The sequence below is a fragment of the Paenibacillus sp. 01T431 genome, assembly GCF_056398625.1.
The window spans coordinates 347,308-370,715 of the sequence record NZ_JBFTPT010000005.1 but is presented as its reverse complement, the minus strand read 5'-3'; the positions used below and the strand labels follow the sequence as shown (position 1 = coordinate 370,715).

At 45.4% G+C, this 23,408-nt stretch carries 14 protein-coding genes; 6 read left to right on the top strand and 8 right to left on the bottom strand.

The features are described from left to right. Positions 1–15: 15 nt before the first annotated feature. The gene (locus tag AC1DM9_RS11660) at positions 16–723 is read left to right on the top strand and encodes a TerC family protein (RefSeq protein ID WP_477550784.1); all 708 of its coding nucleotides are present in this window, start codon (positions 16–18) and stop codon (positions 721–723) included. A 69-nt stretch (positions 724–792) separates the two neighbouring features. Here the strand turns inward: AC1DM9_RS11660 and AC1DM9_RS11655 are convergent, their stop codons facing one another. The 3 genes from AC1DM9_RS11655 to galA form a co-directional block, all read right to left on the bottom strand. Next, the gene (locus AC1DM9_RS11655) at positions 793–4,179 is read right to left on the bottom strand and encodes an NPCBM/NEW2 domain-containing protein (protein ID WP_477580094.1); all 3,387 of its coding nucleotides are present in this window, start codon (positions 4,177–4,179) and stop codon (positions 793–795) included. A gap of 298 nt (positions 4,180–4,477) precedes the next feature. Continuing rightward, positions 4,478–6,739, bottom strand: coding sequence for a glycoside hydrolase family protein (locus AC1DM9_RS11650; RefSeq protein ID WP_477580092.1), 2,262 nt, complete (start codon positions 6,737–6,739; stop codon positions 4,478–4,480). 53 nt (positions 6,740–6,792) lie between these two features. Continuing rightward, on the bottom strand, positions 6,793–9,156 hold the full coding sequence (gene galA / locus AC1DM9_RS11645; protein WP_477550781.1) for a beta-galactosidase GalA: 2,364 nt from the start codon (positions 9,154–9,156) through the stop codon (positions 6,793–6,795). A 203-nt stretch (positions 9,157–9,359) separates the two neighbouring features. On the opposite strand from galA, the gene AC1DM9_RS11640 reads away from it, so the two are divergent. The 5 genes from AC1DM9_RS11640 (at position 9,360) to AC1DM9_RS11620 (ending at position 17,505) form a co-directional block, all read left to right on the top strand. Continuing rightward, entirely contained in the window at positions 9,360–11,432 is a 2,073-nt protein-coding gene (locus AC1DM9_RS11640) for a right-handed parallel beta-helix repeat-containing protein (protein WP_477580090.1), read from the top strand. A gap of 30 nt (positions 11,433–11,462) precedes the next feature. After that, positions 11,463–13,799 (top strand): helix-turn-helix domain-containing protein, encoded by a 2,337-nt coding sequence (locus tag AC1DM9_RS11635; RefSeq protein ID WP_477580088.1) that lies wholly within the window; start codon positions 11,463–11,465, stop codon positions 13,797–13,799. Positions 13,800–14,010: 211 nt separating this feature from the next. Further along, positions 14,011–14,988 (top strand): ABC transporter permease, encoded by a 978-nt coding sequence (locus AC1DM9_RS11630; RefSeq protein ID WP_441882941.1) that lies wholly within the window; start codon positions 14,011–14,013, stop codon positions 14,986–14,988. Between the two features lie 17 nt (positions 14,989–15,005). Further along, positions 15,006–15,896 carry a carbohydrate ABC transporter permease gene (locus AC1DM9_RS11625; protein WP_441882939.1) on the top strand — a complete coding sequence of 297 codons (891 nt, stop codon included), beginning with the start codon at positions 15,006–15,008 and terminating at the stop codon, positions 15,894–15,896. A gap of 49 nt (positions 15,897–15,945) precedes the next feature. Beyond that, the gene (locus AC1DM9_RS11620) at positions 15,946–17,505 is read left to right on the top strand and encodes an ABC transporter substrate-binding protein (RefSeq protein ID WP_477580086.1); all 1,560 of its coding nucleotides are present in this window, start codon (positions 15,946–15,948) and stop codon (positions 17,503–17,505) included. A gap of 60 nt (positions 17,506–17,565) precedes the next feature. Here AC1DM9_RS11620 and thiI read toward each other — a convergent pair whose 3' ends face one another. The 5 genes from thiI to AC1DM9_RS11595 form a co-directional block, all read right to left on the bottom strand. Further along, positions 17,566–18,786 (bottom strand): tRNA uracil 4-sulfurtransferase ThiI, encoded by a 1,221-nt coding sequence (gene thiI, locus AC1DM9_RS11615; RefSeq protein WP_441882935.1) that lies wholly within the window; start codon positions 18,784–18,786, stop codon positions 17,566–17,568. A gap of 2 nt (positions 18,787–18,788) precedes the next feature. Next, positions 18,789–19,937 (bottom strand): cysteine desulfurase family protein, encoded by a 1,149-nt coding sequence (locus AC1DM9_RS11610; RefSeq protein ID WP_477580084.1) that lies wholly within the window; start codon positions 19,935–19,937, stop codon positions 18,789–18,791. Between the two features lie 92 nt (positions 19,938–20,029). Continuing rightward, positions 20,030–20,707 (bottom strand): lytic transglycosylase domain-containing protein, encoded by a 678-nt coding sequence (locus AC1DM9_RS11605; RefSeq protein ID WP_477510059.1) that lies wholly within the window; start codon positions 20,705–20,707, stop codon positions 20,030–20,032. A 289-nt stretch (positions 20,708–20,996) separates the two neighbouring features. Then, the gene (locus tag AC1DM9_RS11600) at positions 20,997–21,599 is read right to left on the bottom strand and encodes a nitroreductase family protein (RefSeq protein ID WP_339208690.1); all 603 of its coding nucleotides are present in this window, start codon (positions 21,597–21,599) and stop codon (positions 20,997–20,999) included. 170 nt (positions 21,600–21,769) lie between these two features. Then, positions 21,770–23,383 (bottom strand): DUF2339 domain-containing protein, encoded by a 1,614-nt coding sequence (locus AC1DM9_RS11595; protein WP_477580082.1) that lies wholly within the window; start codon positions 23,381–23,383, stop codon positions 21,770–21,772. Positions 23,384–23,408: the final 25 nt, after the last annotated feature.

Genomic DNA, 23,408 nt, shown 5'->3' with positions numbered 1-23,408 from the left:
AGGTGGAAATGACTTATGGAACTATTCTCTGTCGAGTTTTTCTCCGCCCTGCTGACCATCGTTTTCATCGACCTTATATTGGCTGGTGACAACGCCATTGTTATTGGGATGGCAGCACGAAACCTACCTAAGGATCAGCAGAAGAAAGCCGTTATATGGGGAACGGTTGGAGCGATTATCATACGAATCATTGCCACCTTGCTTGTTGTTCAGCTTCTAAATGTTCCTTGGCTTAATCTTGTTGGAGGACTTCTCCTAATATGGATCGCATACAAGCTTCTCGTACAGGATGATGCACATGATGGCATCAAATCAGGCAATACCCTTTGGCAGTCGATACGCACAATCATTATTGCCGATGCGGCCATGGGACTTGACAACGTAATCGCAGTTGCAGGCGCAGCCCATGGGAACACTTTGCTCGTTATTCTTGGGCTTCTCATCAGCGTACCAGTTGTTGTATGGGGCAGTACGATATTCATCAAACTAATCAATCGCTATAATTGGATCGTTTATCTAGGCTCAGCGGTTCTTGCATATACCGCTGCAAAGATGATCACACATGAAAAATCGTTTAAAGCATTTTTCGAGAATCAACTCCTCTTCTGGTCCTTTGTTATCATAGTCATTATTCTTACAATCGCAGCTGGATTATTGACCAATAAAGGCAAAAAACAAAAGGCAGAACAATTAAATAGCGATTCCACTAAGGGAGAACATTGAAAAGCCGTTGTGTTGTTGCATCCAGCAACGATACAACGGCTTTTTCTCATGCTTTAGAAATCATTTTATTCAGTTTATAAATAACCGCGCATTAGGAACAATTTGCTTCGCTTGCGATGGGCTTGACCAAGACAGCCGGGCATGCGCATTCCCGCCATTTTCTAAATATTCCATCTTAATATCGTACTTAACTCCCGCTGTTAATGATATAGTCGCGCTGAGCTCACCGTTCATCGACTGCCACTGGTTAATCAGCTGCTGGCCATTTACCCACAAGCGAACCCCATCGTCCGTATGGGTATAAAAGGTATAGGTTTCGGTGTATTGAGGCTGTACTTTGCCAGTCCACCGTGCCGTGAACCACTCTCCCGGCACATTTACGGTAGGTCGATCGCCGCCCCAATCGAAGTCAATAACAGCATCTACCCGCTCAAGCTCAAGACTGCCAAAATCGCCAGCAAAGTATTGCCCGAGCAAACCATTTCCAGTGCCGGTTCCTCCGCCAGGTGCCGCATTTGTTGTAACGTTAAGGGTATTGCTTGCGGCGGAAATATTGTTTGCAGCATCTTTGGCTTTCACCGTGAAGCTGTAAGCTGTGCTCGCCGTTAAACCGGTCACTGTAAATGAAGTCGCATTTGATCCTGTTGTCGTACCTGACAGATTGCTTCCATTATAGATATTGTAGCCTGTTACACCCACATTATCTGTCGATGCGCTCCAAGTTAGATTAACGCTTGTATCTGTTTTGCTTGGCGATGCTAGATTAGCTGGCGCGCTAGGTGATACAGTATCCCCTGGATTTGGATTTTGGCCGCCAGATGCTGATGCAAGTCGTGCATTGGCCCAATCTGCATGATCATAGCCGATTCCGTCACCAGCATCACCGACAACAAGCTTGAGCACGTTTACACCCGTAACATCAAGATCAATACTTTTTGTCGCTGTATTGGCATTCATAACCCCGCTGTCATAGGCCTTAACCCCATCTGTCCATACCTCAAAAGTAACCGTTCCGTTGTTCACAGCCTGTACCTCGTCATCTACTCCGACATCGGATTGAAACCGATAGTAGCCGCCATTTAAGTTATAAGTGATTTCAGAGATTGCATGAGTACCGATTCCTTTGGCATATGTTGTGCCATTTAAAGTAATCGTGCGCTGTTCATTGCTTTTATCCTTCTGCACATTGCCCCAGCCCGTCGTAGCTGATGCCCACGTCAGGTCGCTAATATACGTATTGACTGCCGGAGCGTTAGTCGTTACATTGACCGTATTGCTCGCCGCAGATCGATTGCCCGCTCCGTCCTTCGCTTTAACGGTAAAGCTGTATGCTGTGCTAGGCGTCAACCCTGTTACCGTTAAACTTGTCGAACTGACACCAGCAGTTGTTCCTGCCAATACGCCGCCGCGGAAAACTTCGTATCCTGTAACAGCCACATTGTCACTTGATGGTGACCAGGTCAAGCTGACGCTGACATCCGTATGGGACGGAGAAGCCAGATTGGCTGGCACCGTAGGCGCAGTCGTATCAGGAGCGTTCGTTGTCACGTTCAGCGTGTTGCTTGCCGCCGATAGATTATTTGCAGCATCCTTCGCTTTGACCGTGAAGCTATAGGCTGTGCTTGGAGAAAGACCTGTGGCAGAGAATGCTGTACTTCCAGCGCCAGTTGTTGTTCCTGCGAGTGTACCGCCTCGATAAATCTCATAGCCGCTTACACCTACATTATCCGTGGATGGTGACCATGTGAGGTTCACGGATACGTCTGTCTTTGAAGGCGACGCAAGGTTTGTTGGAGCGCTAGGCGCCTGTGTATCTGGCGGTCCGGCATTTACAATAACTGTTTGCTCCTTCAAGCTGGCTCTTCCTTCATTGTCCCAAACTACGAGTGTAACACGGTAGGTACCTGCTTTCTGATACGTATAGGTAGGGCTTACCGTTGTGCTTGGTACACCTTCTCCGAAATCCCATAAATGTTCAGAAATGGAGCCATTATCTGTTGAGCTGTTTGTAAACGTTATTGGTGTGCCTAATTGAACAGCAGCCGGTGAAGTAAAGTTTGCCACCGGCTTCGGATTCGAGAATCCGCGGCTTGTCAGCTGCGTATTCGTGCCGTTACCGCTAACGGTGTTGCCGCTCCACTCCAAATTCGCTGCACTAGCAGGATACTGATCAATGGATTCACCTGTATTGCCTGTAATTACATTATTGATGAAGCTCAAACGGTCGATGCCTGATGCGGTTGTAATCTCGATCCCCTTGCGACCGTTGTTGATGATCTGATTGCTGTCGAACGTCAGATTCTGTGAATTGCCATGGATACGAACGGCATTGCCGCCATAACCAGAATAAGCGGCTTGCGGGTTGTCGCGCGGACCGACCTTAAATGTATTTTTGTAAAAATATTGATATTGCTCCGTTTGGCCGGTACCCTCTCCTTGCAGCTGCATTCCCCACATGACTATATTTTGAATCGTATTGTAGCCCCAATATTGATACCCCGTTCCAGGCGACTGCTGCATTCCGACCTGCTGGCCTCCATCAACAAGATTGCCTGTCGTTACGCCATGCTCAACCATCACCTCAAGGCCCATATTCCCCACAGAGCCGTCTGTAGCCTTAACGACATTATTGCGGACTGCGATATACTTGGAGCGCACAGCGCTGATCCAGTGGTCAACCTGGTTGTTCTCAATTAAGGAATAATCACAATCGGTGTGAAGCTCGATGCCTAATCCCTCCGTATGATGGCCCGTTCCTGTAATATTGTTGCCTCGGACGACTACGTATTGACAGCCGTCATTAGCAAAAATGCCTCCTCGCCCCGTATCTTGAATCGTATTATTCAAAATTTGAGCGCCATTCGAGCCCCAGCCTGCTCTTACCGCACCGCCCCATGCGGAGTTAACGCCAATATTTGTGATGATATTGTCGCTAATCTCAATATTTGGAGAGCCGATTGCATACAGCGCAAACGGTCCAAACCCCGCAGAGGCTGTAAAATCCTTTACGCGCAATTGGCTCATCTTATTGTTGCTGCCGCCCTCAGAAACAACCGCTGACAAAATCGTATTATTGCTGTTGCCATCGAGTGTCAGGTTAGATATTTGTACATTGGATAGATTATAAAAGCTGAACATTCGTTCTTGCCCTGTCGAGGTTGACTTAATTATTGTCGTATCGCGGCTTTCTCCTTTAATATGAACACCTGATTTTCCAGTAACCGTTCCGCTCAAATAATAAGTCCCTGCTGGAATATAAACGGTATCACCAGAGACTGCAGCATTAATCGCATTTTGGAACGCCGTTTTATCGTCTGCGCCATCCGCTCCATTCGCGCCGTAAGCGGTTACATTTAAGTTTGCAGCAAATGCTTCTGGCACTGGAACAAACGGCAGCATCAACGCAATAGACAAGGAAACACCTAGCAGCTTAGCTTTCATTGATTTTAAAGTCATCTTCTTACATCCTCTCTTTAATCAAATGTTAAGCGACTTCCTTACTATCGACCTAATGTCATTAACGATCCTCCCTTCCTTTTTCTATGGAACAGCAAAGTATCACTCCTGCCTCTCTCTACATCTATCATGTCAAATCTACTTCACGAAAAAAACTGTACAATAACATAATCCTTGCAAAAGATGACTATATTATTTACGGTTTACTGGATTAACTAGGAATGAGAGGAATAGATCATAGAAGCTCATTTCGAAAAAATCCCACCCCTTTCTATAGGGATGGGATCTATTTGTATTTTTACAGCGGCATTTGAATCGTTTCGCCTGCATTTAACTTGATTCGCGGCCACGAGATGGAAGCGCATTGTCCTAAAGGATTGAAACTAGCATCCTCTTCCTCAACGAATAGCTTTACCCGCGCGGGGTAGTTTGTATTATTGATTATGGTTAGCATTAAACGGCCATCCACACTTCCCTGAAGGCGGCAATCTACCTGATCGATTACGATAACCTGTTCTGTCTTCTTATTTACATAAATGCCCGGAAGCTCTGTATAAGATAACATTAACGCTACCTCGCACCAGCAGGAATAAGGAATAACCTCGCCGACGCAAGCTGCTCCCTCCCAATCGCTCATGTTTACTCGCTCACTCATATAACCAGGCGGCATGTTCAATCCATCCCAGCCTTTAACCGGCCGTTCCTCACGCGATAAGTATTGCGGCAAGTTCCCAGCAATCTCTCTTAGCAGCTCTATATACTGCTCATTTCCCGTAGCACGGTATAGCTTGAACAATGAATCCCCGGATAAAGTACATATTCCTGGGGCGCTATGCTTGTTCTGAACATTGGCAATAACCGAACCCGTCGTTCGTATGCCAAGCTTCTCAAAGGTTGATCCTGCCGGAAACTGATAGTCATAGGAAACGCACCAGGTTATGCATTGCAAAGCAGCTTCCTCCGCACGCGAGAGCCATATGCGGTCGCCGCTCTCTTCAAAAAGTACGATATAAGACTCGAGCAGAGCAAAAGCAGATTCGCTGTCCGGACATTGCAATATTTCGCCTGGTCCGCCTGTTGTAACCCCCTTTAAGGTAAACTCGTTATAGAAATAGTCCGCCGATTGTTTAGCTGCTTCAATAAAAGCTTCCTCTCCAAAATAAGCACCGCATAGAGCGAGTCCAGCTGGGGCTATGCCTGCACCCGCTGAACCGCCAACTAGAATATCTCCAGTACCGGTATGGACCCATTGGCCGAATTGGCCATAATTATTCCACAGTCTAACAAACGCATCAGCAAGCCGCTTTGCACCTTCAATCCAAAGCTCAGGTACAACGAATTCAGGTCGAATATGCTTCAAAGCGATGATATGCTTCATCATAAAATACAAAGCATCCGCACTCTTGCGTAAAATATGCCACTGCTCGGGGGCATTCCGATTCGGGTCGTCGTTGAACTCATCGCCGTACCATTGCCCCTTGTAGCATACGCCATGAAAGAATCCTGACTCGGTCTGACTGCTGAACATAAACGAAAGCGTCCTTAGCGCACGTTGCAACGAAAGCTCAGTACCTTCAAGCAGCAGTGCATAGCTTGACATACCGCCGCCAACCCAGCCGATTTGCCAATCCTGATGCTTCATATCGATCGTTCCTACCGCATAATAACCCAGCTGATCATTCCAATTCATCGCATTGTATTTCTGTTCTTGAATTTCCCAAGCAGCGGAGAAAGGCAAGCTAGCAGCTAGAGTTGTCTTGGGCTGACCACTCTGCCTTACAATGGAAAAATAATGAAACAACTCGTTAACCCGTGTGCATGGGAAACGATATACCCGAATTCTCAGCGTCACTTTATCTCCCGGCTTGAAATCATATCCTTTATCTGTGCTCGGCACTTTCGTTGTAGCCATTTCATATTTCAGCTTAGCTCTAACTCCAGGCGCTTGAAATGAAATCTTAGCAGTCCTACGATCTTCACTCTCCTCGACATGCATCGAAGTATTCCCAAGTGCAGTCGCTTGTTCTGTTATAAACAACCAGCCTATGCCCGAGCTTTCATCTGCAATGCCAACAGCAGGCACAGCTGCATCGCCCGTCAGCAAATGAAAGGCGGAATGGTTGCCTTCGTCTAACGATAGCCGTGGAACATCCGTAATCAGCGTTGGTACCTCAGGACCTTGGTCGCTAAGCTTACTCCAGCATGGGGCATAAGGAAGCTCACGCACGCCAAATCGATTGCCGGCATATACAGCACCAGGTACAAGTACATAGTTTCTCTCCGACCATTCGCTATAGTGAAACGCTAGTGACACAGCCGACTGCTCTGAATACCCGACCGATTGGAACTCAGCATTCAGCTCCAGCCCCGCTGAATGGTCAATAAACCCTTTCGTTTCGAGCTTTACGAGCCATTCCGCTCCAGCTGCAGTTGCACCTTTTCCTTTCCCCCCGTTCCATACAACATCGCAATCTTCAAGCGGTTCTGCATTGCTGTACCTTGTGATATGGCCTGTAAGCTTTAGGTCATCCAAATCCAGCGGTAATCCCTTATTTGACATCCGGCTCCCCTCCTTCTCTCGCTCTATGAATTAAGATCTGACTAGTTTAGTGACTAGCTGACCTCAATGATTGCATCTGCAGACTGCAACCCGGCGGAGATAGCCTTCAGCGTTATGCTGCCCGCATCCGCTCCTGCTTGCAATAGCGCGAGGGCGAGGCCGTTAAATGCTCTTCTGCTGCTTGCTTTATCTGATTCATGGCTGCTTGGATTGCCATTGCCTACACCGATCAGCGCACCTGATCCTTCCACATAGAAATCTACATGAGAGTCTGCGTAAGGCACTACATTTCCGTTCTCATCCACTATGCTTACCCGGACAGCAGCAACATCCAGACCATCAGCTTGTATAGCTGTTCGATTAGGCTCAAGCCGAATCGCATGTGGTTTACCTGTTGTAACTCGCTTACCCTCTGCTGCTATAACCCCGCCTATTTTACCGACTGCCTTAAGCTCACCGGGTTCATAGGCGATATCAAAGTCCAGACTTCTGTGCGGCTTAACAACCCGTTCACCAAGCGAGCGGCCATTTAAAAATAGTTCAATCGAATCGCAGTTGGTATATGCCGTCACTCGAATCGTCTGTCCGATTAGCTCCGGCCAATTCCAATGCGGAAGCAAATGAACGAGCGGCTCTTCGGTCCATAATGCTTTCATGAGATAATAAACATCCTTCGGAAACCCGCAGGTATCCATTATGCCAAAATGTGAGTTAATGCAAGGCCACTCATACGGCGTAGGCTCTCCTCTGTAATCAAAGCCCGTCCAAACGAATATGCCAGTCAAATAAGGATGTTCCATCACATCGGACCACGATTTTTCAGGACTGCAGCCCCATGATGGAATGTTCGTACCATGAGATGAGCAGTACCCCTTGTTCGGATCATCTGCGTAGATGCCTCTCGTCGTCGTATAGCTTGATGATTCGCTCCCGATTATAAGGCGGTTCGGATATTTTCTACGTCCATCTACATCTGCACCTCTGTGGCCGTAATTATAGCCTACAATGTCGACAGCGTCCGCATATCCGCCGCTGCTCCAGCCATGATTCATCGCAGCCATCGTCGGTCTGGTCGGATCGAGCTTATGCGTAAGCTCTGTCATTGATTTCAAGATGCGCGCGCCCATAACGGTTCCTTCCAGAACCTCTTCATTCTCCAAGCTCCATAAAATAACCGATGGATGGTTGCGGTCACGCAAAATCATGCTTTTTAATTCGTCCATGCCTCGTGAGCTGCTGTCGAGCTTCCGATTCTCGTCCATGACGAGCAAGCCAAGCTCATCACAAAGTTCCAGCAACTCAGGCGAAGGAGGATGATGGGCGCTTCGATATGCATTGCAGCCCATTTCCTTTAGTAAGCTCAGCTTATACGCAATCAGCGCTCTTGGCATGGCAACGCCGACGCCGGCGAAGTCCTGATGATTACAGGTGCCTTTGATCGGATAAACATTTCCATTTAGCAAAAATCCTCGTTCAGCATCAAAATGTATCGTGCGAACCCCGAAGCTGGTATCGAATTGGTCAATCAACACCCCATTTTCATACAGCTCCGTAACAGCTGCATAGAGGTAAGGGTGCTCTGGAGACCAAAGTTCAGGCTCTGTTATCGTAAGCTTCTGCTCAACCGTTATTTCATCCAAGCCGTCTACACTTGATCGAACAGCTTGCTCGGCAACCTTGCGCCCACCTGCTCGCTCTGTCATAACGGTAATCAGTTCAAAAGCTCGATTTGAAGCAGATTCGTTCAATACTTTCGTTTCTATTTTGACTGCTGCATGACTTTCGGAAACTTCTGTTGCCGTAATGAACGTCCCCCACTGAGCAACATGGAGCGAATCCGTCGATTGCAGCCATACATGGCGGTAAATGCCGCTGCCTTCATACCACCAGCCCTCATAATCAGTTGCATCTACCTTCACGAGTACGATGTTGTCTCCTTCTGAGCCATACCGAAGTACATCGGTAATATCGTAAACAAAGCTCGTATAGCCGCCAAAGCGTTCACCGATCAAATGCCCGTTTACCCATACGGTGCTCCTGCCTGTAACGCCATCGAAGCATAAGGATATTTTTCTGCCCAGCTGATCAGCTGGAATAGTAAACATTTTGCGATAAAAACCAACCCCCGTATACAAGTAGCCATGACTGCCTGCTCGCGAGCCCATTGAAGGGTCATTTATAAAAGATCCATCTGGGCACCAATCATGCGGTAAGCGAACTGCTTCCCAGCCCTCTTGAGCCTGCTGCGCCTCCTTATCTACATAGGCAATATCCAGCCATTCCCCTTCCTCCCGCTTGGCGCAATCCGTTAGGCCGCCTGTCATTCCCCCTTTAACTGCATAAGGAATATGAATATCACCTTTGTGAAAAAACCAGTTTTCATCAAAGCTTTCTCTGCTTCTTTCTATTAATGTCATCGCCTTCTCCTCCATTCAAAAGCTTCACTGCAATGGCCATGATCCTCTTTTTCGATCGATCGAAGGTTAAGTTAACACGGGATTTGACAGCAGTCTACTGTGAAAAAAACGATTAAGTGTACTTTATTTGAAAGCCCTTGCAACAAATAGGACTTCGGTTTTATAACTATAATGTACAGTTCCTACAAGGGGGTCTTAAAAAAATGATTACCAACTATTATGTTGCACCAAATGGTAACGATAACGCACTCGGAAGCTTGGATGATCCATTCCTGACGATACAGAGAGCGCAGGAAGAAGTACGTGAACAAATCAAGAACGGAATGAGTCATGACATTTCGATTTTTCTGCGAGGCGGCCTCTATGAACTAGATGCCCCGCTTCGTTTCGATAATAGAGATTCCGGCAGAGACCGCTGCCATGTTCAGTACACCAGCTATCCGGGTGAGAGAGCGACAATTGCTGGCGGCAAACAAATTACAGGTTGGACGCCATATAAAGGAAAGGTTTGGATCGCTAAGCTGGAGTGCGGCATGCACTTCCATACCCTTTATGCTGATGGCCATCGAATTCATCAAGCTCGGCTTCCAGCCATTGGTTATTTTGAGACCGAAAAGCCCTCTGTTCACCATGATGAACAGAATAATAAACAAGGCATTCACTATCGCAGCGAAGACTTGCCCTCTCATTATGATTTGACAGGGACTCAGCTTTACGTCTGGCCAGGTGAAGGAGAATGGAATTGGTTCACGGAAACAAAGCCAGTCGCCTCCAATCATGCAGAGCTCCAGCAATTGCTATTCGAAAGTGACGCCACATGGCCCATTGGAGCAGGTTCGAGGTACTATATACAAGGTTCGCTCGACTTCCTTCAAGCGCCTGGTCAATTTCATCTTGATAAGGCCTCTGGCACGCTTTACTACTATGTTTCCGATGACGTGTCAGATCCAAATAAACAGACTATCATTGCGCCAACAATTAAACGTGTGCTTGATATTAACGGGGAAAGCCCGCAGGAACCCGTGCAAAATATTAGCTTTACAGGACTGACTTTTGCGTGCACCGATTTTTTTCGCGAATATCGCATGATGGATGATAATGTCGAGCAAGCCGAACACCGCGAGGGCTTAATCTATATCAACCATGCGAGGCATATCCAAGTTACCTCCTGTAAGCTGGAACAGTCCGGAAGCTGCGGCATTTATTTGGACCACTACACATATGACATAACGATAGATAGCAATGACATCCAACATTTCGGCTACATCGGCATTAGTTTGAATGGTTTTGCACCGGGAACTGGTCCATTCACAAGCCCTTTAGCCTCTTATACAAATAGTTATCACAAGATTAAGAACAATCGGATCGAGCATGGCGGCGAGCTCGTTGGACATGGCTGCGGCATTCTGCTCTACCAGAGCGGAAACAATGAGATTACGAACAATTTGATTGCCAATATGCCAAGATACGGCATTTCCTTGAAGGGTCTTCGCCATAAAACGATGCCCTCTGAACTTTACGGAATTCCCGTCACTTGGGAAAATCATTGGGATTTCCTTCACAGCAGAAGCAACTTTATTGCTTATAATGATATCTCTAAAGTGATGACAGACAGTCAAGATGGAGGTTTGATTGAAGCATGGGGTGTTGGGAGAGGCAATGTCATTCATAGCAACTATCTCCATGACAGCGGCATCCATTTTTCTTTTGGGTTTGGCATTTATTTGGATGATGCAGCCGATGATTTTACAGTTACGAACAACATAATCAACTCTCTTTACAGCACTGGCGAAGGCAAGCTGTGGATGCTTATTTTCTCGAAAGGAATCGGCAATCGCATAAAAAACAATCTGCTTGTTGCTAATCCTGATGCAATCTCGGCAATCGGCTCTCAGGAAATGGCTGATGAAGAAAACAAACATATCGAAATATGCAGCAATATCATATACAATTCAGGATATTTATATTATTTTGTTAATTATAGCGATGAACGGTTCAGCTCCTCCGACCGCAATCTTTATTGGATGAACAATAAACCATGCATAATAGCAGGTAATCTCCCACTCCTCGCAAGCGGAGATGATGCCCTTGGAAGACAGGAGTACAGCTGGGAGCAGTGGCGATTGCTCGCTCAAGGCAAATACGATAAACATACCATTCACGGGGAGCCACTGTTCCAGTGTGCTAAGGATGGCGATTACCGCCTGCATTCAAGCTCGCCTGCTTATCAGCTAGGGTGGAGCGATATCGAGTTCGAGAAAATCGGACCCAAATAATCAGGATCATAATAGGGAGGCCTGGATCGGATGAAAGTATTCGGATTTTACAAATCCAAAAAATATTTGCAGCGAGTCATGTTCTCCATTATGGCTACGATGGTCATTGTGCTTGTTGCATCATCGATAACCAACACATACATTCTTGAAAAATCGGTTAAGAACATTCAAGAACAGTCCAATTTAAAGGTGCTCTCGCAAATTCAGTACAATCTTTCCTACATGAACGATATTATTACGAGGCTATCGAACTTTGTATATCGCGATCACTTTCTAATTCCGCTTATGTTCAACGATGACTTGCCAAAAATGGACCTGATTCGCGGCCATAGACAAATGTCCAATATCATGGAGAGCTCCTCCTTTCTGCACTCCATGGTCATTTATAACAAATCACAATCCAAGCTATATGGCACAAGCAGCAGCCTTCTGCTTGATGGCGGCATTACGGATCAGCGTATCAGGAGCATGCTGCTGGACCCGAAACAGCCACAGCCAACCAATCGTTTAATTCCGATGAGCCTTGAGCAAAATGATGGACTAATCGATACTTTTGCGTTTATAGTCACCGATTCCTTGAAACCGTTTACAAAAAATAATTCAGCTATCATATTGTTTATTAAATCAGATTGGGTATTCGACAGCCTGCAAAAAATGAATGTCGCTAGTGATCGAGATCAGGGATTAATATATATTCAAACGCAAAACGGAAAGCTTTTGTCCTCCGATCCGAGTGCACCATTCACTGCTTCACAAGATCAAGCGAAGGTGAATGAGCTTGTCCTTGCTCACAAAACAAATGAAAGCCATTCCGCAGGGTTCTTTATCGGCAAGCTTTCAGGGAAAAAAGAAATGGTCACCTATATGGAAGACGGTCTCGGCGCTTGGACTATCCTCTATATCCAGTCCTATGACAAGCTGATGGGCGAGGTGAGCCAGACACGGAATCAATCGCTGCTTTTGTCAGCATTGTTCCTGCTGCTCGCGATCGGATTGTCGGTAGGGCTCTCTTACAAGCTGTATAATCCGATTGAAAATATGCTGAAGCGAATTCGTCCTCATCTTCAAGGTGAGAAACAAAATGCATCCGGCGTAAGCGATGAGCTGCTCCTGATGAGCGATAATTATATGAGGCTGTCAGAGAAGCTGAGTGAAATTAGCTCCGAGCAAATCGTGAGCAAATATTATATTCGCCGATTTTTATCGGACAGTCAGCTTTTCTCCGACCATGATATGCAGCATCTCATTGAAAAACATGATTTAAACATTTCCGTCAAAGATGAGCTGCTTGTCTGCGTGTTGAAGATCGACCACTTTGCTGCCTATGACAACAGCATCACAGGCGCTTCGAAAAAGCTGTATAATTTCGCCATTATTAATATTGCTCAAGAAATTATTCGTGAGCATTATCTTTGCGAAGCTGTCGAGATTCGAGGCGATCATGTCGTACTCATTTTATCCTGCAGCGCTAAGGGTACGACATTGTCATTTCCACAAGTGGTACGACAGCTGCGCGAGATTCAACAAATGATTGAACATTATTACCATATTTCACTATCCTGCGGAATCAGCGACATCATTTCACAGTATAGTTACCTATCAACGGCTTATACGCAGGCTCTGCGGTTTAGCCAGTATATGATTGTAAAAGGGTTCAAAGCGATTATTACGTCGGAAGACATTAAAGAAAACCTGGGAAGCAAGCAAATGTCGCTGCCCGATTCGATCGAGAAGAAGCTAACTGAAGCGCTCAAGAAAGGTCAGCTAACGAATGCCGGCAATGAGCTTGAGAAGGCATTCTCCCTCATTTCCACCTTTCAGTATGATGATATGATTCGGGCGGTATCCAATCTAGGATGGGTCATTAAAAATGCATCAAGCGAAATAAACGATAATCGGATCGTTCCTTTCTCTGTTGATCTGGATTACATTCAACAGATTTCGCAAGAGAAAGAAACGCTCGAGGAAATGTACCTCTCTTTGCTCTCGCTTTGTGCCAAAATCTGCGAAAATCAGCGCCCAGCAAATATGGAACGAAATGAAATGATGCTCGAGACGGTCAAAGAGCTGATTGAGCAGAAATTTCCTGACATTAATCTTAGCCAGCAATCCATTGCCATGAGTGTAAAGCTATCTTCCGCATACATCGGCAAGCTCTTCAAAGAGAATTATAATATGTCGATTACGGAATATATTAATGAGGTTCGTCTAGGTCATGCCCAATCTCTCTTGGAGCAAAACAACTATACGATTACAGAAATTATGGATAAATGCGGATACGCTAATCAAAGCTATTTCTTCCGCTTGTTTAAAGGAAAGGTCGGAAGCACGCCAAAGGAATATCGGATGAAGAAATCAATCTCATAAGTCCATGTATTCCGCTAAAAAGGTCCCTCGTTCACTGCTTTCAGTGAGCGAGGGATCTTTCTATTTCCTGTGATATCGATGAATATTCACAAAATCGAATATTTTACACTCACGAAATACAGTAATTCGCAAAACCTATTCTACCCGCCGTCGTTTCTACGTGGCATGATGGGCATCAGAACAGGAACGCTTCAGATGGAGGAGATCGCAAGTGGCCAAAACAGAGCTCGGAGCTCCTGAGCTATCGACAAGGGGCTCGAAGAACAAGGTCGGATGGCTGAGCAAGGAATGGAAGCATTTGAAAAAAAACCGGGAGCTGCTGCTGCTCGCTATGCCCGGCATATTATTTAAATTTGTAATCGCCTACATTCCTATGATTGGACTCATCCTTGCCTTTAAGTATTTCAGGTATGATCAAGGAATTTTCGGCAGCAAATGGATCGGATTCGATAACTTCGAGTTTCTATTCAAAGCCCAAGATGCTATTCGCATTATCCGCAACACGCTGCTCTACAACATTTCTTACATCGTTCTAGGAACCGTTGCCGCTCTTCTGCTCGCCCTTCTTCTTAATGAGCTTAGCGGGAAGCTTATCAAGCTCTACCAAACTACCATGTTTCTCCCTTACTTTATTTCTTTTGTGCTAGTCGGCTACATTACGAACGCTTTTCTGGATCATAAGGGAGGTTTCCTCAACACCATAATCGGTTGGTTCGGATTAGAGCCTCACAAGTGGTATTTAGAAACAACGCCATGGATCTTCATCCTGCCGCTCGTTGCTTTATGGAAAGGAATTGGTTTCTCCACTTTGGTCTATTACGCAGGAATTACCGGTATCAGCACCGATTATTACGAAGCAGCTAGGTTAGACGGCGCTTCTCGCATTCAGATGATGTGGCGAATTACTTTGCCGCTGCTTAAACCGCTTGTCATTATCCTATTCATATTGGGCCTTGGCAACATATTCCGCGGTGATTTCGGCTTGCATTATTTTGTCCCTAATAACGTCGGACCGAATTTTCCTACAACGGATATTATCGATACCTATGTATACCGCGCTTTAACTAAGCTGGGAGACATTAATTCAGCAGCTGCTGTCGGCTTCCTGCAATCCGTCGTTGGATTAATTACCGTAGTATCTGCAAATTATTTGGTGCGCAAAGCGGATAAGGATAATGCATTGTTTTAAAAATGGAGGAATCTTTTATGCCAAATACTAAAGGCTTTAACCTGATGAATGGGTTCATTAACATCTTTCTAACCATCCTGTGTCTTATGATTGCCCTTCCATTCGTTCTCGTTATCATCATTTCATTGACCTCTGAGAACAGCCTTGTACAGAATGGCTATCAATTTTTTCCCAAGGAATGGAGTATGGAAGCTTATCGTATCGTCTTTCAAAAACCCGACCCACTGCTTAAAGGATATCTGGTCACCATCCTCATTACAATTGTCGGTACGGTCTTATCCCTCCTGCTGACTGCGATGACGGCGTACCCTATTTCCCGAATGGACTTCCGTTACAACCGTCCAATTACCTTCTACATTTTCTTTACGATGCTGTTCAACGGCGGGCTTATTCCGTTCTACATCATGATGACGCAATATTTGCATCTAAAAAACTCTTTGTTGGCTTTGATTCTTCCAACGCTGCTCAGCCCTTTCAACATTATGATTATGAAAGGTTTTCTAGATAAGATCGGCAAAGAAATCATTGAATCAGCAAAGGTAGACGGCGCCAAAGAATTCCGAATCTTCTTCCGAATTATTTTACCCTTGTCGACACCTGCTCTAGCAACGCTAGGTTTGTTCATCTCTTTTGGCTACTGGAATGAATGGTTTTATGCCCTGCTGTTCATAGACAATGATAAATATATCCCGCTTCAATTGCTGCTTGTTCGCATTCTGTCTCAAATTGAGTTTTTGGCTAATTCTCCGCTCGCTCAGGTAGCCGACAAGCTGGCTTATGCCAATTTCCCGACTTTATCCGTTCGCATGGCAATGGCAATTCTTGCAGGCGGGCCGATGCTAATTATTTTTCCTTTTTTTCAGAAGTATTTCGTAAAGGGTATTACGGTAGGTTCCTTGAAAGGATAAGGAATGACTACTGTGCCATATATAAAATCATATACATGGAGGGTTTAATGTGAAAACAACAAAAGCAGCGTTACTACTCAAGTGCTTCGCTCTAATGCTTTGCTTGGCGATGATCGCAGCATGCTCGAACAATGGCAATACCCCTGCAAACCCAAGCACCAATGAGCCAAGCAAAACGGCAGAGACCACGCCGGATGCGACTGCTTCAGCAGAACCATCCCTTCCTGAGGCTAAGCTGACCTTCATTTATCCGGTATCCGCAAATCCCGGCCCGGATCAAAAGCTAGTTAATGATGAGATTAATAAATATTTAAAAGAGAAAATCAATGCGACCGTTGTGCTCAAGCCGCTGACGTTCGATGAATACGAGCCTAAGCTTAATGCCATGCTCGCAGCTGGTGAAGAATTTGACCTTGCGTGGAGCTCGAAGGGCTGGCTTGGCAATTATCAGCCTTATATTGATAGAGGTGCCTATCTAGAAATTACAGATGATATGATCAGCAAATATGCACCAGAAGCGCGCGCTAACATCCCTGATAAATTTTGGCCGGATATGCTTGCTGTTGATGGCAAGGTGTATGGTTTTCCAATCTATCAGGTAGCGGCAAAAACAAAAAGCTTAATTATCCAAAAACGCTTCATCGATAAATACAATCTTGATGTAAGCACGATTCAATCTTACAAGGATATCGAGCCTTTCCTAAAAACATTAAAAGAAAATGAACCCGGCATTATTCCTCTCGGACTTGCACAAAATTCTTGGGGCTTGTACAGCGATCGCACAAAAGTAGGTGACGGTCTTGTACTAAGCTATGCGAAAGACGATGCATCGCTTAGTTATATTGGGACATTGCAAACGCTTGATGAGAAAAAAGGATACTACGATGATATGCGAAGATGGTACCAAGCAGGCTACATTAACGAAGATGCGCCAATTATACAGAACATCAATGACTTGAAGGGCAAAGGCAATGTTGCGGTCTCGCTGGAGTTTACGTCCAAACCAGGCGGTGAAGTTGGCGAGATGGCTATAAACGGCGGCAACGAAGTCGTGTATGCTCCAATCGCCGACAGCTACTTTACAGGAATTGCGGGAGCGATGCATGTCATTAATAAAAGCTCCAAAAACCCTGAACGCACATTGATGCTTATTAATTTGCTTAATACGGACTCCTACCTCTACAACTTAATTTGCAATGGTATTGAAGGCAAACACTATAATAGAGTAGATGATAAAAATATCGAACCGATTAAAGATTCAGGTTATGCGCCAAACGGCGACTGGGTATTCGGCAATCAGTTCAACGCCTTCCTTAAACCAGGTCAGGCCGCTGATACATGGGAGCGGACGATCGCGCTTAATGACAGCGCCCTTGTGCCTGCGACTAATGGCTTCGGCGTGAACGAAGAGAACATCAAAGCCGAAATAGCTAACGTAACGGCAGTTAACAACGAATATCAGGCCGCTCTCGAATCCGGTTCGGTGGACCCCGCTAAGGAGCTGCCAAAATACAAAGATAAGCTCATTGCCTCCGGTCAAGAAAAGATTCAAACGGAAATCGCAGCGCAATGGGATAAATTCAAGCAAGAAAAAGGGCTAGTAAAATAATAGCGATACAAAAAGAAGCTTTGCAGGAACTATACGCCTGCAAAGCTTCTTCATTCGCAATTAAAACCAGCTATCCTCGCCAGCGGTTTGGGCAGCCGTTTGAAGCTGCGGTGACAATAAAACTTCCTCCGTGCCGTCAACAGCGGCAGTAAGCAATTGATTATAATTGGGAATTAGAGCCTCAATCTTCTCGACGATACGAAGATTCGGATTCGTACTTGGCGATTTCGGCAAAAATAACGTACAGCAATCCTCATATGGCAAAATCGACGTTTCGAACGTCCCGATTCTCTCCGCCATCCGAATAATTTCATGCTTGTCCATCATAATTAACGGCTTAAGCTGCGGCAGATCTGTTGCTCGACCAATGACATTCATGCTCGGCAGCGTCTGGCTCGCAACCTGCCCCAAGCTCTCGCCAGTAACGATACCGTTTGCCCCATTGCGTTCTGCCAGCTGCTCTGTGATCCGAAGCATCGCCCTTCTCATTAATGTAATGATCAGATTATCGCTCTTCGCTTGTACTAGCGTAGTTTGAATTTCGGTAAACGGAACAAGATGAAGCTTAATCGGCTCCCCGCTGAAATAGGATAATCGCTTTGCAAGCTCAATTACCTTATCTTTCGCCTGCTCGCTCGTGAAAGGGTAGCTATGAAAATGCACTGCCTCCACTTCAAGACCTTTACGCAGTGCTAGCCAGCCCGCTACAGGGCTATCTATGCCCCCGGAGAGCAATAACATAGCTTTACCATTCGATGCAAACGGAAATCCGCCAGCGCCAGGGATGACATCGTAGAAGATGTAAGTAGCTTCCGCTTGAATATCCACCCGCAGCTCAATTTCCGGCTTGCTGACGTTAACTTTAAGTCCCGGCATCGCACGTAGAACATGTCCGCCCACCAAATGATTCATTTCCTGCGAATTATGAGGAAACTCTTTCCAAGCACGTTTCGCGCTCACCTTGAACGTTTTGGGCTGCTCAGGCAATGCTTGCATAAGAGCTAGCGCAGCTGCTCTTATTTTCTCAAGATCAGCCTCTGTGCTGACAACTGGACTTAAAGAAACGATGCCGAACAAGTCCTTCAAGCGATCCGCTATAGGCTCATAGGGATGTCCATTCAGCTTGACATAAAGACGTCCAAACGATTTGAAATAAGTAATATTATCATAAGAAATTAATGCCTGCTTTACTTGATCAAGCATTCGTTTCTCGAATTTGTTCCGATTTCTTCCTTTTACCATTAAATCTCCATAACGGAGCACGATCTGATCATAAAGCAAAATTAAGTCAATCTCCTCTCAAGCGGCTTAAGTTGTTCGACAACATGACGCAGTGCAGCTCCTAAGGCCGCAATATCCTGCTCTCCATGCTCGTCTCCGAGACTAATCCGAATGCCGCTGCTCGCTTGCTCATGACTTGCACCGATGGCTAGAAGCACGCGGCTCGGCTTGTCATCCTTAGAAGAACATGCCGATTTCGTTGAAGCCATTATACCACGTTGCTCTAACATATGGATGACAACCTCTGGCTTCATGCCCGGATAGGAGAAATGTATAATATGGGAAGCTGACGGTTCTGCCCCGTTCAGCTTAAGCTCTGGAATTTGCTCAATAAGCATTAATAGCTGCTGTTTGAGCACTTTCAATCGCTTTGATCTTTGCTCCATCGAAGCAAGCGACATACGCAGCGCCTTCGCTGACGCAACGATAGCGGGTACGTTTTGTGTTCCAGCGCGATGTCCAAACTCCTGCGAGCCGCCACTAAACAAAGGGGACAGCGTAATGCCATCACGCACGTACAAATAACCTACGCCTTTGGGACCACGAAGCTTATGAGCCGAACCGCTAAGCAAATCGATGCCCCACTTTTCCAAATGAATCGGCAGCTTCCCAATACTCTGAACGGCATCGACATGCAAGATGACCTTCGGATATCGTTTAAGCAACTTTGCAATATTCTCGATTGGCTGAATGGAACCGATCTCGTTGTTAATATGCATCACGCTAACGAGAATCGTTTCCTCAGTAATTGCCGCTTCCAATTGCTCAAGCTCTACATGACCCGACCTGCCTACTTGCAAATAGGTGACTCTGAAGCCTTCTTGCTCCAGCTGAGCAAAAGATTCGTACACGGAGGCATGCTCAATTTGTGTCGTTATCAAATGTTTGCCTCGTCCAGCGTACTGACGAGCAGCACCCTTTATCGCTATATTATTTGACTCTGTACCGCCGGAAGTAAATACCCATTTCCCCTTAGAGGTTTGCATCTGCTCGGCTAGAACAGCACGCGAGCGTTCAATTAACTTGTCAGCGTCAGTACCTGCACGATGCAGCGAGGAAGGGTTCGCATACTGCGACTTCATCACTTCCATCATGGTCTGAACCACTTCTTCATACGGTGGTGATGAAGCACAATGATCAAAATATAACATTTTCGATTTATCTCCTTTTCAAAAAGAAAAAGATCATCGATTGCTCCCGCCTGCATGACGGATCGCTAAATCGTGATCTTATTGCTGTCGTTCTACTTGGCCTGAAGCACCTTGGCAACATAGCGCTGCGTCTCTTCTGGCAGCGCTTCAAGATTTTCTATTAGCTGCTCGTTCGTTTTTATTCCTGCACGGTCCACTCGGCCCGGGCCTGCATTGTATGCAGCTAGCGCAACCTGCTCATGTCCATTATACTTGTTTAGCAGCATCGATAAATATTTAGTTCCGCCATCAATGTTTTGCGCGGGATCAAAGGAGTTGCTTACGCCTAGACCTCTTGCTGTTCCGTCCATTAGCTGCATAAGGCCCTTAGCGCCTGAACCTGATTGTGCATCTGCTTGAAAGCCGGATTCAGTTTTAATTACCGCTTGAATTAATGAAGAATCTACGCCATATTTGGCTGATGCTTGTTGAATAAGCTCGTCATAAGCAGAAGGAGAGCTGTTAGACGCGCCTTGACTGCTGAACGACACGTTAGGCATGCCGCTAAGTGAACTCAGTTGCGCGAGCGCATCTGCTGGCATGACTTGCGCCAATGCATTATTTTCAGAAGAAGTATCGGTCATATATTGGGATAAAAGAGTATCAAATAAGGATGCCGAGCCATCGCCTGTTGTCGCTTGCAACGGATTAGTCGCTGCTTGTAAATTTACATTTGGTGAAAGCTGAAGCTGCAATAATGTTTTGATTATCCGAGGGTCAATACTCATCATATCCTCCTAGCTGAATCATTATGTAAGTTTGTTAAGTGTACTTTAAGTATATCGGTTTTAATTGTACATGTTTTTAGAGCAAACAGCCAGTTTCTCCTCATGAATCCTTTCAATGAGCGGCATTACCTGTTTTATCGTTTGACACTCCAAATATTTCACACGCCCATCCTCCGCAAGAGGCAGCTGTTTTCTGGGATTCAACCAAATAGGCGTCCATACGGCATAAAAAAAAGATCGCCCCTATAAATAGGAACGATCTTTGGCTCAAAGCTATTATATAATATAGTGCTTATTTAAATACTTTCACACGCTCATCGATCGGTTGATACGTTTTTTCGCCTGGAGCTGCTGTTGGTTTGCCAAATGGCATTTGAGCAACAAGCTGCCAAGAATCCGGCAATGACCATGTCGTTTTTACTTCTTCATCAATAAGTGGATTGTAGTGCTGAAGCGAAGCGCCGAAACCTTCATTCTCAAGCGCCGTCCAGATTACAAATTGATGCATGCCTGAAGTATGCTGCGACCAGATCGGGAAGTTGTGAGCATATGCTGGGAAGTTGGCCATCAAGCCGTCAACGACTTGTTTATCTTCAAAAAACAATACGGTACCATATCCGCTTTTGAAAGCGCCCATTTTTTGCTCAGTTGCCTCGAATTGATCTGCTGCAATCATATTGCGAAGCGTATTCGTCGTAATATCCCACAATTTATCATGATTTTCACCAAGCAATACAACTACACGAGTGCTTTGTGAATTAAATGATGATGGAGTATGCTTGACCGCTTCATGTACCAATTCTACAATTTTGTCATCGGAGATAACGGCCTCCTTGCTAATGCCGTAGATCGAGCGTCTTTTACTTACTGCTTCCAAAAAAGCTTGTGATGTCATTTTTTCTCCTGCCTCTCACATGTTGTGTGTCTTCCATCTGTGAACTAAGTATCCGCCTTAAAAGGCAGTTACAAATCCAAATAAATTTAATTACTTTACGTAAGTAACTTTATTGTATTGGAGTACACTTGTCAAGACCAACAGGTTCATTATTCCCCCTGCGTTCTTAATTATGATTCAGTGACAGCCTCTTCACCTTTGCCATTAATTTCTCCATTCTTAACACGCCATTTGCTATTTATCCACGTAATAAAAAACGAAATCGCTCCTAGTATTAACAGTACACCCACCTTGTAAAGTGCCTCTTGCCCGCTTAAATCCATAAACATCGCTTTAATTGCAACGATAACAAGTACCGCTGAACCGAATGCACGAAACAGCAGCTCGCGATAATATGCCCCCCACAAAATTAGCAGCAATGCATAGCAGCCCCAAGAAACAGACAAAGCCAAACCTAAATAACTTGAAGCGGAATCATACATATATTCTGTGAACATATTTTCAATTTGCCTTGTCAGCAATCCGCCGACGATGAGATGGGATAACAGCGCATACACACGAGCAAGCATCCGATTCGCTTGATCAGTGAGCTGAGGAATGACAAGCCTTCTAGAAAAGAAGAAACCCAGTACAGCTAGCACCATCCATGCAACGGCCCCCCAATTCAGAAACGGGATGTACATCCCAAACCATTCGCCGCGAGGAGTGTCCCAAGTGACTACATACCAATAACATCCGACCACAAACCAGATAATGAGCGAGCCGATGCTCAGCAGGATCCAGCGCTTAACATAGCCGATTGCTGCTGCTATCGCAGCTATGCAGCCCCATAGAAGCACCGTAATTAAAGGCTTTGACTCATATCCGCCGCCAATGCTGCTTACCGACACGAGAATCAACAGCAAACCGCCAAGGAAATACACGCCTGAGGATGGCGTAATCTTGTTTGTTAACATATAAATAACGAAACCACCGATTAAATAAACGATTCCGATAAAAGAGAGTATGTACCCATAAGCCACTTCACCGTTCAAAATGAATAGTGCCCAAAATCCAAATAAAATGCCATTTATCGCGTTCATATACAAATCGATTCCCTCAAAGGATAACTTATTGCTCCATGAAGAGACCATTAGTCCGATTGTATAAAAGAGAAAAGCTGCGAGCGCATATCGAAACGGCATACTCCAAAAACCTTCAGTCGATGGATTATAATGAATGAAATATACGATATACATCAGCCATGATCCGATAAAGCTGATGAACCGCAGCTCATGCCAATTGCGCGAGATGCTAAGAAATAGGAATGCAACATTTAATACAAGAAGATAAAGGAATAAAGCAAATACTTGATCTGTTTCCGGCCGCATAAGCAGCGGAGATAATAAACCACCCAGCATCGCTATATTCATTAGCAGCCGAGACATAAACTTATACGCATAAACGGATATTCCAATGGTTACTGCACTCATTCCAAGCAAGACGGTCATTGGATCCCACAGCCGGTAATAAATTCCCGCAAAAGAAAACGTGGCATACAAAATGCAAGCCGCCATGCCAATCAAGATTTCACCAATCGGATTGCGCGGCAGCCGGCTTGCGAGCTTCAAACCGGCTGCGCCTACACCCGCTCCGCTTATCATACCAAAGCCAATTTTCATCGACTCCGTAATCCAGCCTTGATCTATCGAATATTTGAACAACGTAATAAAAGCAGCCATAACGAACAATACCCCAAGCAGTGAAGTCCAGTGTCTATTCACCATTTCCTGCATCTCTTTCATTTTCCCACCTTCTCTCTGTTAATAA